At 69.6% G+C, this 14,600-nt stretch carries 10 protein-coding genes; 6 read left to right on the forward strand and 4 right to left on the reverse strand.

Annotation, left to right across the window (positions count from 1 at the left end):
• Nucleotides 1–114: 114 nt before the first annotated feature.
• Complete coding sequence (locus ACG10_RS04980; protein WP_089167369.1) at nucleotides 115–1,674, forward strand: alkaline phosphatase D family protein; 1,560 nt, start codon at nucleotides 115–117, stop codon at nucleotides 1,672–1,674.
• Between the two features lie 22 nt (nucleotides 1,675–1,696).
• On the opposite strand, the gene cra is transcribed toward ACG10_RS04980, so the two are convergent.
• A complete protein-coding gene (cra, locus tag ACG10_RS04985) occupies nucleotides 1,697–2,689 on the reverse strand; it encodes a catabolite repressor/activator (protein ID WP_039805667.1) in 993 nt (330 codons plus the stop codon).
• Between the two features lie 177 nt (nucleotides 2,690–2,866).
• Between cra and ptsP the strand changes: the two genes are divergently transcribed.
• Genes ptsP through ACG10_RS05000 form a run of 3 tightly spaced genes read left to right on the forward strand, consistent with a single transcriptional unit; the run spans nucleotide 2,867 to nucleotide 8,450 of the window.
• Complete coding sequence (ptsP, locus tag ACG10_RS04990; RefSeq protein WP_089167370.1) at nucleotides 2,867–5,743, forward strand: phosphoenolpyruvate--protein phosphotransferase; 2,877 nt, start codon at nucleotides 2,867–2,869, stop codon at nucleotides 5,741–5,743.
• Nucleotides 5,743–6,669, forward strand: a complete 927-nt coding sequence (gene pfkB, locus ACG10_RS04995; protein WP_039805665.1) for a 1-phosphofructokinase — start codon at nucleotides 5,743–5,745, stop codon at nucleotides 6,667–6,669. Before ptsP ends, pfkB begins: the two co-directional genes overlap by 1 nt.
• Before the next feature lie 32 nt (nucleotides 6,670–6,701).
• Nucleotides 6,702–8,450 (forward strand): PTS fructose-like transporter subunit IIB, encoded by a 1,749-nt coding sequence (locus ACG10_RS05000; protein WP_089167371.1) that lies wholly within the window; start codon nucleotides 6,702–6,704, stop codon nucleotides 8,448–8,450.
• 125 nt (nucleotides 8,451–8,575) lie between these two features.
• Here ACG10_RS05000 and ACG10_RS05005 read toward each other — a convergent pair whose 3' ends face one another.
• Nucleotides 8,576–10,159: a peptide chain release factor 3 gene (locus tag ACG10_RS05005; protein ID WP_089167372.1), complete on the reverse strand. Its 1,584-nt coding sequence runs from the start codon at nucleotides 10,157–10,159 to the stop codon at nucleotides 8,576–8,578.
• Between the two features lie 526 nt (nucleotides 10,160–10,685).
• Between ACG10_RS05005 and ACG10_RS05010 the strand changes: the two genes are divergently transcribed.
• Together ACG10_RS05010 and ACG10_RS05015 are read left to right on the forward strand one after the other, a co-directional pair.
• Nucleotides 10,686–11,849, forward strand: coding sequence for a type III PLP-dependent enzyme (locus ACG10_RS05010; RefSeq protein WP_089167373.1), 1,164 nt, complete (start codon nucleotides 10,686–10,688; stop codon nucleotides 11,847–11,849).
• Nucleotides 11,850–11,929: 80 nt separating this feature from the next.
• Complete coding sequence (locus ACG10_RS05015) at nucleotides 11,930–13,036, forward strand: alpha-hydroxy acid oxidase (protein ID WP_089167374.1); 1,107 nt, start codon at nucleotides 11,930–11,932, stop codon at nucleotides 13,034–13,036.
• Nucleotides 13,037–13,043: 7 nt separating this feature from the next.
• Here ACG10_RS05015 and ACG10_RS05020 read toward each other — a convergent pair whose 3' ends face one another.
• Both ACG10_RS05020 and ACG10_RS05025 read right to left on the reverse strand, forming a co-directional pair.
• The gene (locus tag ACG10_RS05020) at nucleotides 13,044–13,811 is read right to left on the reverse strand and encodes a tetratricopeptide repeat protein (protein ID WP_089167375.1); all 768 of its coding nucleotides are present in this window, start codon (nucleotides 13,809–13,811) and stop codon (nucleotides 13,044–13,046) included.
• A 10-nt stretch (nucleotides 13,812–13,821) separates the two neighbouring features.
• On the reverse strand, nucleotides 13,822–14,502 hold the full coding sequence (locus ACG10_RS05025; protein WP_089167376.1) for a Fe2+-dependent dioxygenase: 681 nt from the start codon (nucleotides 14,500–14,502) through the stop codon (nucleotides 13,822–13,824).
• Nucleotides 14,503–14,600 lie beyond the last annotated feature (98 nt).

Here is a 14,600-nt window from a genome sequence, read left to right on the forward strand (position 1 = left end):
GATGGGTTGATCCCGCTGTCGATAGTGGCCGAATGCCCACGCTGCACCGTCATGCTCCGGTCAACGGGATGGCTTAAACCCGTACTTCCTCAACGTCCGTATGGGAAGACGCGCATGAGCGATATCGATACCAACCGCCGCCGCCTGCTGCAGGGCATGGGGGCCGGTCTGCTGCTGCCGGGGATGGGCGTTGCCCCGGCGCTGATCGCCGCACCTGGCGCGCGGCCGCAACTCACCGACGGCGTGCAGTCCGGCGACCTGCAGGGCGATCGCGCGGTGATCTGGAGCCGCTGCGATCGGGCGGCGCGGATGATCGTCGAGTGGGACACCCGCAGCGTGTTCGGCGCGCCGCGGCGGCTGGTCGGGGAGGTGAGCGACGCCAGCCAGGACTTCACCGCGCGCCTCGACCTGAGCGGGCTGCCGGCGGACCAGTCGATCTTCTACCGGGTGCGCTTCGAGGATGCCCGCGACGGCACCCTCAGCGAGCCCTGGTTCGGCCACCTGCGCAGCGCCCCGGCGCAGGCGCGGGACATCCGTTCCGTGTGGGGCGGCGATGTCGCCGGACAGGGCTTCGGCATCAACCTGGAGATCGGCGGCATGCGCATCTACGAGGCCATGCGCCGGCGCCAGCCGGACTTCTTCCTGCACAGCGGCGATTGCGTGTACGCCGACGGGCCGATCAGCGCGCAGATCCAGACCGCCGACGGCCAGCTGTGGAAGAACCTGGTCACCGAGGCCAAGAGCAAGGTGGCCGAGAGCCTCGACGAGTTCCGCGGCAACTACCGCTACAACCTGCTCGACGACAACCTGCGCCGCTTCAACGCCGAGGTGCCACAGATCTGGCAGTGGGACGACCACGAGGTGACCAACAACTGGTCGCCGGGCAAGGAGCTGGACGACCGCTACCAGGTCCGCGACATCGGCCTGCTCGCCGCCCGCGGCCGCCAGGCTTTCCTCGAGTACTCGCCGATGCGCCTGTTGCGCCCCGACGGCGCCGGGCGCATCTACCGCAAGCTTGGCTACGGTCCGCAGCTGGACGTGTTCGTGCTGGACATGCGCAGCTACCGCGACGCCAACAGCGACAACCTGCAGCCGCGCCAGGGGCCGGGCACCGCCTTCCTCGGCCATCCCCAGCTGAACTGGCTGAAGCGCGAGCTGCGCGCCTCGAAGGCGCTGTGGAAGGTGATCGCCGCGGATATGCCGATCGGCCTGCTCATCCCCGACGGCCAGGACGCCCAGGGCCAGCGGCGCTGGGAGGCGATCGCCAACGGCAACGACGGCCCGGCCCTCGGCCGCGAACTGGAGATCGCCGAGCTGCTGGCCTTCATCCGCCAGCAGGAGATCCGCAACACCCTCTGGTTGACCGCCGACGTACACTACTGCGCGGCCCACCACTACAGCCCGGAGCGGGCGGTCTTCCAGGATTTCGAGCCGTTCTGGGAGTTCGTCGCCGGTCCGCTCAACGCCGGCAGCTTCGGCCCCAACCCACTGGACGGCACCTTCGGGCCCCAGGTGGTGTTCCAGAAGGCGCCGCCGGTGGCCAACAGCTCGCCGCTGGCCGGCTACCAGTTCTTCGGCGAGGTGGAGATCGAGGCGCAGAGCGGCCTGCTGCGGGTGTCGCTGCGCGATATCGACGGCCTGGCGGTGTACAGCCAGGAGCTGCAACCCGCCTGAGCCGCTGCCGCCGGGGGCAGGCCTACGGCTGCCCCCGGCGGACCTTCAGGGTGCGCGGGATGGCCTCGATGCCGGGCTGGTAGTCGCCCTCGATGGCGCGCAGGGTCCGGTCGAGCACCCGCTCGGCGATGCGGTCGTACTGCTGGGCGATGGTGTTGACCCTGAGCGGCACGAAGTCCAGCAGCTGGGCATCGCCGAAGGTGGCCAGGCGCAGTTCGGCGAAGGTTTCCGCGGGGTAGTCGCGCAGGGCCTCGAAGACGCCCTCCAGCAGCACGTAGGAGGTGGTCACCACGGCGTCCGGCCGCTCCGCGCTGTCCAGCAGGGCGCGCATCTGCTCGCAACCGCAGGCCCGGCTGAATTGCTCGGCGTGGTGCACGCTGATGATCCCGTCGAATCCCTCCAGTGCCTGGTGGAAGCCGCGCTCGCGCGCCTGGCTGATCGGCAGGGCGCTGTAGGCGTCGATCAGCGCGATGTGCCGCGGCGGCGGGTCGAGCAGGCTGGCGGTGAGCTGGGCGCCTGCCAGCTGATCATCGCTGACCACCGAGCGGATGTGCGCGGAGTCGAGGGCGCGGTCGACGGCGATCACCGGCAGCCCGCCCTCGACCAGGTTGCGGTACAGCGGGTCGTCCTGCGGCAGGCAGCTGGCGACGATCAGCGCGTCGCAGCGCCGCGAGCGGAACAGCTCGAGCAGCTGGCGCTCGCTGGCCGGATCGTCGTCGGAGCTGGCGATCAGCAATTGGTAGCCGGCGGCGCGGGCGCCCTCTTCGAGCAGCTTGGCCAGGCGTGCGTAGCTGGGGTTCTCCAGATCGGGAAGGATGAAACCCAGGCAGCGGCTCTGCCCGCGGCGCAGGCCGGCGGCCTGCTGGTCGGGGAGATAGCCATGCTGTTCGACCACCGCCAGCACGCGCTCCACGGTGGCCGGACTGATGCGCCGCTGGGCGGCCTGGCCGTTGATCACATAACTGGCGGTGGTGACGGAAACCTGGGCCAGGCGGGCGATGTCGCTGAGTTTCAAGGTCGGGTCCTGAATGGATGACGGCAGGGCTTCAAGGATCGCCCATTATGGGGTAACGTGCCAGTCCATGATGAAACGATTCAGCAGGCGATCCGGTGGACTATTCTTACAAGGATGACCGGACTCGCCCGCGCTCGACGGTGGCTCTTGCCAGAACAGAACAATTAGGAGATTTCCATGCTCGAGTTGAATGCCGCGCAGATTCGCATGGGCCGCAGCGCGCCGGACAAGCAGGCGGCGCTGGCGCTGCTCGCCGAGGGCCTGATCGACGACGGGCTGGTCGAGCCCGGCTACCTCGTCGGCATGCAGGCCCGCGAGGCCCAGGGCTCGACCTTCCTCGGCCAGGGCATCGCGATTCCCCACGGCACGCCGGAAACCCGCGACCAGGTGCGGCGCACCGGCGTGCGCCTGATCCAGTTTCCCGAGGGCGTGGACTGGGGCAACGGCCAGCAGGTCTACCTGGCGATCGCCATCGCCGCCCGCTCTGACGAGCACCTGCACCTGCTGCAGCTGCTGACCCGGGCGCTCGGCGAGGGCGATCTCAGCCAGGCGCTGCGCGAGGCCCGAGAGGCCGAGCAGCTCGTCGCGCTGCTGCAGGGCGCGCCGCGCGAGTTGGCCCTGGACAGCCAGCTGATCGGCCTGGGCGTGGCCGCCGAGGAGTTCGACGAACTGGTCTGGCACGGCGCGCGCCTCCTGAGGCGGGCCGGCTGCGTGGCCTCCGGCTTCGCCGGCAGCCTGCTGCAGGGCCAGCCGCTGCCGCTGGGCGAGGGGCTCTGGTGGCTGCACAGCGAGCAGGCGGTGGAGCAGCCCGGACTGGCCTTCGTCACCCCGGGGCAGCCGCTCAGCCTGCACGGCCAGCCGCTGGCCGGGCTGTTCTGCCTGGCCAGCCTGGGCGAGGCGCACAGCCAACTGCTCGAGCGGCTCTGCGACCTGCTGATCGAGGGGCGCGGCGCGACCTTCAGCCAGGCCACCTGCAGCCGCGCCGTGCTGGAGGCCCTGGGCGCCGAGCTGCCGGACGACTGGCCGAGCCTGCGTGTGGTCCTGGCCAATGCCCACGGCCTGCACGCGCGACCGGCCAAGGCGCTGGTCGAGGTCGCCCAGGCCTTCGACGGCGAGATCCGCATCCGCCTGGCCGGCGAAACCGGCCGCGGGGTGTCGGCCAAGAGCCTGAGCAAGCTGCTGGCCCTCGGCGCGCGGCGCGGCCAGGAGCTGGAGTTCAGCGCCGAGCCGACGATTGCCGCCGATGCCCTGACGGCCATCGAGGCGGCCGTGCTGGCCGGCCTCGGCGAGAGTATCGAGCCCCTGGCGGTGCACGGCGAGACGCCATCGCCCGAGGCGGCGCCGAGTAGCTCCACCTTCATCCGGCCGCAGGCGCCGGCGGCGGGAGCGCGCCTGCAGGCGGTCGCCGCGGCGCCGGGCATCGCCATCGGCCCGGCGCTGGTGCGCACGCCGCTGGAGCTCGACTATCCGCAACGCGGCCAGGGCATGCTGGTCGAGCTGCAGCGCCTGGACAGCGCCTTGGCGCAGGTCACCGCGGACATCCAGCGGCTGATCGACAACAGCACGGAAGCCAACATCCGCGACATCTTCATCACCCACCAGGCGATGCTGCGCGACCCGGCGCTGCGCGAGGACGTCAATGCGCGCCTGGCCGACGGCTTCAGCGCCGAGGCCGCCTGGAGCGTGGAAACCGAGGCGGCGGCGCAGCAGCAGGAGGCCCTGCACGATGCGCTGCTCGCCGAGCGCGCCGCCGACCTGCGCGACATCGGCCGGCGGGTGCTGGCGCACCTGTGTGGCGTCGAGGCGCCGCGCGAGCCGGACGAGCCCTACATCCTGGTGATGGACGAGGTGGCGCCCTCCGACGTGGCCAGCCTCAATCGCCAGCGGGTGGCCGGCATCCTCACCGCCCGCGGCGGCGCCACCGCACACAGCGCGATCATCGCCCGCGCCCTGGGGATTCCCGCCATCGTCGGCGCTGGCGAGGGGGTGCTGGCGCTGGCCCAGGGTACCCCGCTGCTGCTCGACGGCGACCACGGCGTGCTGCGCGTCGCGCCGGATGCGCAGACCCTGGAACAGGCCCGGCGCGAGCGTGAGGCCAACCGGCTGCGCCGCGAGCGCGCCCATGCCGAGCGCATGCTGCCGGCGGTGACCCGCGACGGCCACGGGGTGGAAGTGGCGGCGAACATCGGCGCCAGCGCCGAGAGCGCCGAGGCGGTCGAGCTGGGCGCCGAGGGCGTCGGCCTGCTGCGCACCGAGCTGGTGTTCATGGACCATGCCCAGGCGCCGGATCAGCACGCCCAGGAAGCCGAATACCGCCGCGTGCTCGACGGGCTGGCCGGCCGGCCGCTGGTGGTGCGCACCCTGGACGTCGGCGGCGACAAGCCGTTGCCCTACTGGCCGATGCCGGCGGAGGAGAACCCCTTCCTCGGCGTGCGCGGCATCCGCCTCAGCCTGCAGCGCCCGGACATCCTGGAAACCCAGCTGCGTGCGCTGCTGGCCTCGGCCGACGGCCGGCCGCTGCGGATCATGTTCCCGATGGTCGGCGGCGTCGAGGAGTGGCGCATCGCCCGCGACCTGACCCTGAGCCTGCGCGAGGAGATCCCGATCGCCGACCTGCAGCTCGGCATCATGGTCGAGGTGCCCTCGGCGGCGCTGCTGGCCCCGGTGCTGGCCCGCGAGGTGGATTTCTTCAGTATCGGCACCAACGACCTGACCCAGTACACCATGGCCATCGACCGCGGCCATCCGACCCTGTCGGCCCAGGCCGACGGCCTGCATCCCTCGGTGCTGCGGCTGATCGGCCTGACCGTCGAGGCGGCCCATGCCGAAGGCAAGTGGGTCGGCGTGTGCGGCGAGCTGGCCAGCGACATGCTCGCCGTGCCCCTGCTGGTCGGCCTCGGGGTGGACGAGCTGAGCGTCTCGGCGCGCGCCATCGCCCTGGTCAAGGCGCGGGTGCGCGAGCTGGACTTCGCCCACAGCCGGGCGCTGGCGCAACAGGCGCTGGCTCTGGAAAGCGCCGGCGCGGTGCGCGACCTGGTCGGGGAGACGCATTGATGGCGCGCGTCCTGACCCTGACCCTGAATCCGGCGCTGGATCTGACCCTGCGCCTCGACAGCCTGCAGCCGGGGGCGGTCAACCGCAGCCAGGCGCTGGTCAGCCATGCCGCCGGCAAGGGCCTGAACGTCGCCCAGGTGCTCGCCGACCTGGGCCACCGGGTGACCGTCGGCGGCTTTCTCGGCAGCGCCAATGCGGCGCCCTTCGAAGCGCTGTTCCACCGCCGCGGCTTCCTCGACGCCTTCGTCCGGGTGCCCGGGGAAACCCGCAGCAACATCAAGCTGAGCGAGCACAGTGGACGGATCACCGATATCAACGGGCCGGGGCCGCTGGTCGAGGCCGAGCATCGCGAGGCGCTGCTCGAGCGCCTCGAGCAGATCATCGCCGGGCACGATGCCGTGGTGGTCGCCGGCAGTCTGCCGCAGGGCGTCGAGCCGGAGTGGTTCGCCCTGCTGCTGCGCCGGCTCAAGGCCTGCGGCGTGCCGCTGGTGCTGGACAGCAGCGGCGCGGCCCTGCGTGCCGGCCTGGCGGTGGCGCCCTGGCTGGTCAAACCGAACGAGGAGGAACTGGCCGAGGCCCTCGGCGTTGCCTCGACCGAGCTGCTGACCGCGGCGCTGCACCTGCGCGCCCAGGGCGTCGAGCACGTGCTGCTGTCGCGCGGCGCCGCCGGGGTCAGCTGGTTCGGCCCGGACATCGCGCTGGAGGCGCGGCCGCCGCGGGTCGAGGTGGTCAGCACAGTGGGCGCCGGCGATTCGCTGCTCGCCGCAACCCTGCACGGCCTGCTCGAAGGCTGGCCGGCCGAGCGCACCCTGCGCCAGGCCACCGCCATCGCTGCCCAGGCGGTCACCCAGCTGGGCTTCGGCATTCACGACCGGGAACAGCTGGCGCGCCTGGAAGCGGGCGTCACGGTCACCTCGCTGGCTTGATACGACACAACAAGAAAAGAGGTCTCTTTTTCATGAATCTGCTGATCGTCACTGCCTGTCCGAACGGCATGGTCACCAGCGTGCTCTGCGCACGCCTGCTGGAGGCGGCCGCCCTGCGTCTGGGCTGGACCACCCGCGTCGAGGTGCATGATCCCAAGGCGATCGGCTCGCCGCTTTCCGAAGGCGACATCGCCGCTGCCGACCTGGTCGTCGTGGTCAAGACCGGCGAGCTGGCGCTCGAGCGCTTCGTCGGCAAGCGCCTGGTGCAGTCCACCCCGGCCGAGGCGCTGCAGGAGCCGCAACGCTTCCTCAGCGAGGCCGCCGAACATGCCGAGGTGCTCCAGGCCGGGGCGGCCGCGCCGGCTGCGGCGGCCTCGGCCCAGCCGCGGCTGGTGGCGGTGACTGCCTGCCCGACCGGGGTAGCCCACACCTTCATGGCCGCCGAGGCCCTGCAGCAGGCCGCCAAACAGCTCGGCTACGCGCTGCAGGTGGAAACCCGCGGCTCGGTGGGCGCGCGCAACCTGCTCGACGAGGCGGCCATCGCCGCCGCCGACGTAGTGCTGCTGGCCGCCGACATCGAGGTCGACACCAGCCGCTTCGCCGGCAAGAAGATCTACCGCTGCGGCACCGGCGTGGCCCTCAAGCAGCCGCAGCAGACCCTGCGCCGCGCCCTGGAGGAGGCGGTGCCGCAGGCTGGCGCAAGCGCAGCCGCGGCCGCCGCGCCGGGCAAGGCAGCGACCAAAAGCGGCCCCTACAAGCACCTGCTGACCGGGGTGTCCTACATGCTGCCGATGGTGGTGGCCGGCGGCCTGTTGATTGCCCTGTCGTTCGTCTTCGGCATCGAGGCGTTCAAGGAGGAGGGCAGCCTGGCCGCGGCGCTGATGCAGATCGGCGGCGACACCGCGTTCAAGCTGATGGTGCCGGTGCTGGCCGGCTACATTGCCTATTCCATTGCCGACCGCCCCGGCCTGGCGCCAGGGATGATCGGCGGCCTCTTGGCCGGCAGCCTGGGGGCGGGCTTCATCGGCGGCATCATCGCCGGCTTCCTCGCCGGCTATTGCGCCAGCGCGCTCAGCCGCTGGCTGCGCCTGCCGCAGAGCCTCGAGTCGCTCAAGCCGATCCTGCTCATCCCGCTGCTGGCCAGCCTGTTCACCGGTCTGGTGATGATCTACGTGGTCGGCACGCCGGTGGCCGGCATGCTCGCCGGGCTGACCGATTTCCTCAACGGCATGGGCAGCACCAACGCCGTGCTGCTCGGCCTGCTGCTCGGCGGGATGATGTGCGTCGACCTCGGCGGGCCGGTCAACAAGGCGGCCTATGCCTTTTCGGTGGGACTGCTGGCCTCGCAGACCTACGCGCCGATGGCGGCGACCATGGCTGCGGGCATGGTGCCGCCGCTCGGCATGGCCATCGCCACCGTGCTGGCCCGCTACAAGTTCGCCAAGGCCGAGCGCGAGGCCGGCAAGGCGGCTGGTGTGCTGGGACTGTGCTTCATCTCCGAGGGGGCGATTCCCTTCGCCGCCAAGGACCCGCTGCGGGTGATCCCGGCCAGCATCGCCGGCGGCGCCCTGACCGGCGCGCTGTCGATGTTCTTCGGCTGCAAGCTGATGGCGCCCCACGGCGGACTGTTCGTGCTGCTGATTCCCAACGCGATCAACCATGCGCTCGCCTACCTGCTGGCGATCGTCGCCGGCAGCCTGGTGACCGGGGTGCTGTATGCCGTGCTCAAGCGCGGGGAGGCGGTGGAGGCGATGCCGGTGCCGGCAGTGGAGCAGGGGTGAGGCCGATCGCCAGCTTGCTGGCGATCGGCCCGTAGGGCGGGTGCAACCCGCCGGACTTGGCGCGGGGCCGAGCCGGAATTGGCGGGTTTCACCCGCCCTACGGTTTTACCGGGTAATGCGAGGGCTCAGTGATGCTCGCGGGTGGCTCGGAATTTCACCTCCGGCCAGCGCTCTTCCATCACGCTGAGGTTGACCCGGGTCGGCGCCAGGTAGGTGAGGTGGCCGCCGCCGTCGATGGCGATGTTCTCGAAGGCCTTGATCTTGAAGTCCTCGAGCTTCTTCTTGTCATCGCACTCGATCCAGCGCGCCGACCAGACGTTGATCGCCTCGTAGGCGCACTCGACCTTGTATTCCTCCTTCAGCCGGCTGGCCACCACGTCGAACTGCAGCACGCCGACCGCGCCGAGGATGATGTCGTTGCTGCGCTCGGGGAAGAACACCTGGGTGGCGCCTTCCTCGGCCAGCTCCTGCAGGCCCTGGCGCAGCTGCTTGGACTTCAGCGGGTCCTTCAGGCGCACGCGGCGGAACAGCTCCGGGGCGAAGTGCGGGATGCCGGTGAAGCCGAGCACCTCACCCTCGCTGAAGGTGTCGCCGATCTGAATGGTGCCGTGGTTGTGCAGGCCGATGATGTCGCCGGCATACGCCTCTTCCAGCTGCTCGCGCTCGCTGGAGAAGAAGGTCAGCGCGTCGGCGATCTTCAGGTCCTTCTTGATCCGCACGTGGCGCATTTTCATGCCCTTCTCGTACTTGCCCGAGCAGATGCGCATGAAGGCGATGCGGTCGCGGTGTTTCGGGTCCATGTTCGCCTGGATCTTGAACACGAAGCCGCTGAACTTCTCCTCGGTCGGCTCCACCACCCGCTCGTGGGCGGCGCGCGACAGCGGCTGCGGCGCCCAGTCGACGATGCAGTCGAGCACCTGGTCGACGCCGAAGTTGCCCAGCGCGGTGCCGAAGAACACCGGAGTCATCTCGCCCTTGAGGAAGGCCACGCGGTCGAACGCGTGGCACGCGCCCTGGACCAGCTCCAGCTGCTCGACGAAGCCGTCGTAGAGGTCGCCCAAGTGGACGCGCGCCTCGTCGGAGTCCAGTTTCTCGATGACCTTGGTCTCGATGCGCTCGTGGCCGTGCCCCGGGGTGTAGACAAAAATCTTGTCTTCGGTGAGGTGATAGACGCCCTTGAAGTCGCGGTACGAACCGATCGGCCAGGTGATCGGCGCGGCCTTGATCTTCAGCACCGCCTCGATCTCGTCGAGCAGCTCGATCGGGTCGCGGATGTCGCGGTCGAGCTTGTTGATGAAGCTGACGATCGGCGTGTCGCGCAGCCGGCAGACGTCCATCAGGGCGATGGTCCGCGGCTCGACGCCCTTGCCGCCGTCGAGAACCATCAGCGCGCTGTCCACCGCGGTCAGGGTGCGGTAGGTGTCTTCCGAGAAGTCCTCGTGGCCGGGGGTGTCGAGCAGGTTGATCATGTGCTCGCGGTAGGGGAACTGCATCACCGAGGTGGTGATGGAGATGCCGCGCTGCTTCTCCATCTCCATCCAGTCGGAGGTGGCGTGGCGGTCGGACTTGCGCGACTTCACCGTGCCGGCCACGGCGATCGCCTGGCCCATCAGCAGCAGCTTCTCGGTGATGGTGGTCTTGCCCGCGTCGGGGTGGGAGATGATGGCGAAGGTACGGCGCTTCGCGACTTCGGCGGCCTGGGTGGTCATGAATTCGTGCCTGGGAGGATGCGGTGGCGGGCGGGAAGGGCCCGGAAAAGCGCGCAATTATACCTGAAACCGGACGCCGGCCAGCCCGCGCCGACGCCAGGCCGGCGGCTTGCCGGGCAGGAACATCGCGCTGTCATCTCGGTCTGTCAGAACGGGGGCGAGCGCGAGAGGGCGCTCGCTGCCGTGCGTTTCTCCGCTCGCCGGGCTGTTCGAGATTCTGAATGCTTTCGTTGCCGATACTGGACGTTCGCGGATTGGACCATCGAGGGGGCGCAAAGCGGCAATTTAGGGTTGATCTTGACCCCCCATGGTCCTAAAGTTCGCGCCCGAACGTCCATGCTGGAAACGATCCATCCGGCTCAAGTACTGACGACGAGACAGCAAGGTCAACCCGTGTCCCCGGTTGACCTTTTTTGCTTTCGGCGACATGCCTTGGGAAGTAGGCGAACCAAAGTGGGGAAACTGATCAGGCGTTCGCGTAACCCCTTTTTCCATCCTTTCCGCGTTTTGCCATTGGAGTCCGTGCATGTCGATCAAGATCGAAGACTACTACCCGCCCGCCACCTTCCAGCGCATGAAGGCCTTTGCCGACAAGCAGGAAACCCCCTTCGTCGTCATCGACACCGAGACCATCGCCAACGCCTATGACGAGCTGGGCGACTGCTTCCCCTTCGCCCGCATCTACTACGCGGTGAAGGCCAATCCGGCGGTGGAGATCATCCGCCTGCTGCGCGACAAGGGCTCGAACTTCGACATCGCCTCGATCTACGAACTGGACAAGGTGCTGAACGAGGGTGTCGGCGCCGAGCGCATCAGCTACGGCAACACCATCAAGAAGTCCCGCGACATCCGCTATTTCTACGAGAAGGGCGTGCGCCTGTTCGCCACCGACTCCGAGGCCGACCTGCGCAACATCGCCAAGGCCGCGCCGGGCTCGCGGATCTACGTGCGCATCCTCTCCGAGGGTTCCACCACCGCCGACTGGCCGCTGTCGCGCAAGTTCGGCTGCCAGCCGGACATGGCCCTGGACCTGCTGATCCTCGCCCGCGAACTGGGCCTGGTGCCCTATGGCGTGTCCTTCCACGTCGGCTCGCAGCAGCGCGACATCGACGTCTGGGACGCGGTGATCGCCAAGGTCAAGGTGATCTTCGAGCGCCTCAGGGAAGAGGACGGCATCGAGCTGAAGATGATCAACATGGGCGGCGGCTTCCCGGCCAACTACATCACCAAGACCAACAGCCTGGAGACCTATGCCGAGGAGATCATCCGCTTCCTCAAGGAAGACTTCGGCGACGAGCTGCCGGAGATTATCCTCGAGCCGGGCCGCTCGCTGATCGCCAACGCCGGCATCCTGGTCAGCGAAGTGGTGCTGGTCTCGCGCAAGTCGCGCACCGCCGTGGAGCGCTGGGTGTACACCGACGTGGGCAAGTTCTCCGGGCTGATCGAGACCATGGACGAGGCCATCAAGTACCCGATTTGGACCGAGAAGAAGGGCGAGATGGAGGAGGTGGTGATCGCCGGTCCGACCTGCGACAGCGCCGACATCATGTACGAGAACTACAAGTACGGCCTGCCGCTCAACCTGGCCAGCGGCGACCGCCTGTACTGGCTGTCCACCGGCGCCTACACCACCAGCTACAGCGCCGTGGAGTTCAACGGCTTCCCGCCGCTGAAGGCCTTCTACATATAAGATCCGCCTGCCAGCGAAACAACGCCGCGCCTGTCGCGGCGTTTTTCATTGCGAATCCCGATAGCCGAGGAGCAGACGCCATGCACAGCCCCCTGCCCACGCTGCAGCAGATCCCCGCGAGCATCGCCGCGGTCGCCGACTACGAGCCCTTCGCCCGCGAGCGGATGAGCGAGCAGGCCTGGGCCTACATGGCCGGCGGCGCGGCGGACGAGCTGACCCTGCGCGACAACTGCGCGGCGTTCCAGCGCCTGCGCCTGCGCAGCCGGGCGCTGCCGGACCTGAGCGGTGGGCACACCCGCCTGGAGCTGTTCGGCCAGCGCTTCGAGCAGCCGATCCTGCTGGCGCCGGTGGCCTACCAGAAGCTGGTCCACCCGGACGGCGAGCTGGCCACGGTGCTGGCGGCCTCGGCGGTGCGCGCCGGGATGGTGGTCAGCACCCAGGCCAGCCTGGCGCTGGAGGAGATCGCCCGCCAGGCGCAGACCCCCTTGTGGTTCCAGCTCTACGTGCAGCCCGACCGCGAGTTCACCCGCGAGCTGGTGCGGCGCGCCGAGGCGGCCGGCTACCAGGCGCTGGTGGTGACCGTGGATGCGCCGGTCAACGGCCTGCGCAACCGCGAGCAGCGCGCCGGCTTCGTGCTGCCCGCGGGCGTGGAGGCGGTCAACCTGCGCGGCATGCGCACGCTGCCGCCGGCCGCCAGCCGGATCGGCGACAGCCCGCTGTTCGGCGGCCCGCTGCTGGCCGCCGCGCCGACCTGGCGGGATCTCGCCTGGCTGCGCTCGCTGACCCGCCTGCCGCTGCTGGTCAAGGGCGTGATGCACCCTGAGGACGCTTGCCGCGCTCTGGCCGAGGGCATCGACGGGATCGTCGTCTCCAACCACGGCGGGCGCACCCTGGACACCCAGCCGGCGACCATCGAGGTCTTGGCGGAAATCGCCCGGGCCGTCGAGGGACGGGTTCCGCTGCTGCTGGATGGCGGCATCCGCCGCGGCACCGACGTGTTCAAGGCCCTGGCCCTGGGCGCCAGTGCGGTGCTGGTGGGGCGGCCCTACGTCTTCGGCCTGGCCGCGGCGGGCGCGCCGGGGGTCTGCCATGTGGTGCAGCTGCTGCGCGCCGAGCTGGAGGTGGCCATGGCCCTGACCGGCTGCCGGACCCTGGCCGATATAGGGCCGGGACTGGTGGACCGCTGAGCGCCTTTCAGCCGGCGAGAGCGCCGGCTTCCTGCTCGGCGCAGCGCCGCGCGTAGGCCTCGGCGATGTCGGCGACTTCCGCGATGGCGGCCCGCCGCAGTTCGGCGCAGGCCTTGCGCAGGAATTTCGGATGGCCGAGGGCGAGGGCTTCGCGCAGCCAGTGGCGAGCCTCGTCCCAGCGGCCGAGGCCCATCAGCACCGAGGCATAGCTGAACTGGCCGCGGAAGTCGCCGGCTTCGGCGGAGCGCCGGTAGCAGTCGAAGGCGGCCTGCGGGTCGGCGCGGACCACCCGGCCTTCCTCGTAGTAGCGGCCGACCAGGTTCATCGACTTGGCGTGCCCCAGCGCGGCGGCACGCTGGTACCAGGTGAAGGCCTGTTCCTCGTTGCGCGCCACCCCGCGGCCGGTGGCGAGCAGGTTGGCGTAGTTGTACATGCCCCAGTCGAGGCTGCGCTCGGCCGCCGTGCGGTAGTGCCGGGCGGCGGCCGCTTCGTCGACGGGGCCGCCCCAGCCCAGTTCGCAGCAGCGGCCCAGCATGTTGCTGGCCATGGCATGGCCGCGCTGGGCGGCGATCTCGAACCAGTCGCGGGCCAGCGCCGCATCGCGCTGGATGCCGAGGCCATCGAGCAGAAGCTGGCCGAGCAGGGCCTGGGCCTCCGCTTCGCCGGCGCTCGCCGCGGCGAGCGTCCAGCGTGCCGCCTGGCGCGGATCTTCGGCCAGGCTGCGGCCCAGTTGCGCGAGGTCGGGCGTTTCGCTGCGGTGCAGGATGAAGCTCATGGTCGTCCGCTCACACCTCGCCCCAGCGGCGCAGCAGGTTGTGGTAGTTGCCGGTCAGCTGGACCAGCGCCGGATGGTCCGGCACGTCGCGCGACAGGCTCTGGATCGCCTGGTCCATCTCGTACAGCAGGCTGCGCTGGGGGTCCTCGCGGACCAGGCTCTGGGTCCAGAAGAACGAGGCGTAGCGCGCCCCGCGGGTGACCGGCGTGACCTGGTGGATGCTGGTGGCCGGGTAGAGCACCAGGTCGCCGGCCGGCAGCTTGACCCGCTGCATGCCGTAGGTGTCCTGGATCACCAGCTCGCCGCCGTCGTACTCGTCCGGGTCGCTGAAGAACAGCGTGGAGGAGAGGTCGGTGCGCACCCGCTCGGCGGAGCCGCGCACCTGGCGCACGGCGTTGTCGATGTGGAAGCCGAAGGTGCCGCCGTCGGTGTAGCAGTTGAACAGCGGCGGATAGACCTTGTGCGGCAGCGCGGCGGACATGAACTGCGGGTTCTGCCAGAGGCGCTCGAGCATGGCGGTGGCGATCTCCTGGGCCAGCGGGTCGTCCTCGGCCAGTTGCAGGTTGTGCTTGGTGCGCGCCGACTGATAACCGGCGGTCACCTTGCCGTCGAGCCACTGCGCCTGCTCCAGTGCCTGGCGAATGCGCCGGACCTCGTCGCGGGAAAACACCCCGGGAATGTGTAGCAGCATGATGGCTGGCTCCTGTTAATCGAGAATATATCTCAAATGTTATTTCCTTTTATTTGTCGAGTAAATGGAGCGCCAAAGCAAAAAAATAATAATTCGTG

Origin of the sequence: Azotobacter chroococcum, from assembly GCF_002220155.1 — a bacterium.
Lineage (GTDB): Bacteria > Pseudomonadota > Gammaproteobacteria > Pseudomonadales > Pseudomonadaceae > Azotobacter > Azotobacter chroococcum.

Coding starts and splice junctions, on each gene's coding strand:
- ACG10_RS04980 (WP_089167369.1), top strand. CDS start 115: ATGAGCGATATCGATACCAACCGCCGCCGCCTGCTGCAGGGCATGGGG.
- ptsP (WP_089167370.1), top strand. CDS start 2,867: ATGCTCGAGTTGAATGCCGCGCAGATTCGCATGGGCCGCAGCGCGCCG.
- pfkB (WP_039805665.1), top strand. CDS start 5,743: ATGGCGCGCGTCCTGACCCTGACCCTGAATCCGGCGCTGGATCTGACC.
- ACG10_RS05000 (WP_089167371.1), top strand. CDS start 6,702: ATGAATCTGCTGATCGTCACTGCCTGTCCGAACGGCATGGTCACCAGC.
- ACG10_RS05005 (WP_089167372.1), bottom strand. CDS start 10,159: ATGACCACCCAGGCCGCCGAAGTCGCGAAGCGCCGTACCTTCGCCATC.
- ACG10_RS05010 (WP_089167373.1), top strand. CDS start 10,686: ATGTCGATCAAGATCGAAGACTACTACCCGCCCGCCACCTTCCAGCGC.
- ACG10_RS05015 (WP_089167374.1), top strand. CDS start 11,930: ATGCACAGCCCCCTGCCCACGCTGCAGCAGATCCCCGCGAGCATCGCC.
- ACG10_RS05020 (WP_089167375.1), bottom strand. CDS start 13,811: ATGAGCTTCATCCTGCACCGCAGCGAAACGCCCGACCTCGCGCAACTG.
- ACG10_RS05025 (WP_089167376.1), bottom strand. CDS start 14,502: ATGCTGCTACACATTCCCGGGGTGTTTTCCCGCGACGAGGTCCGGCGC.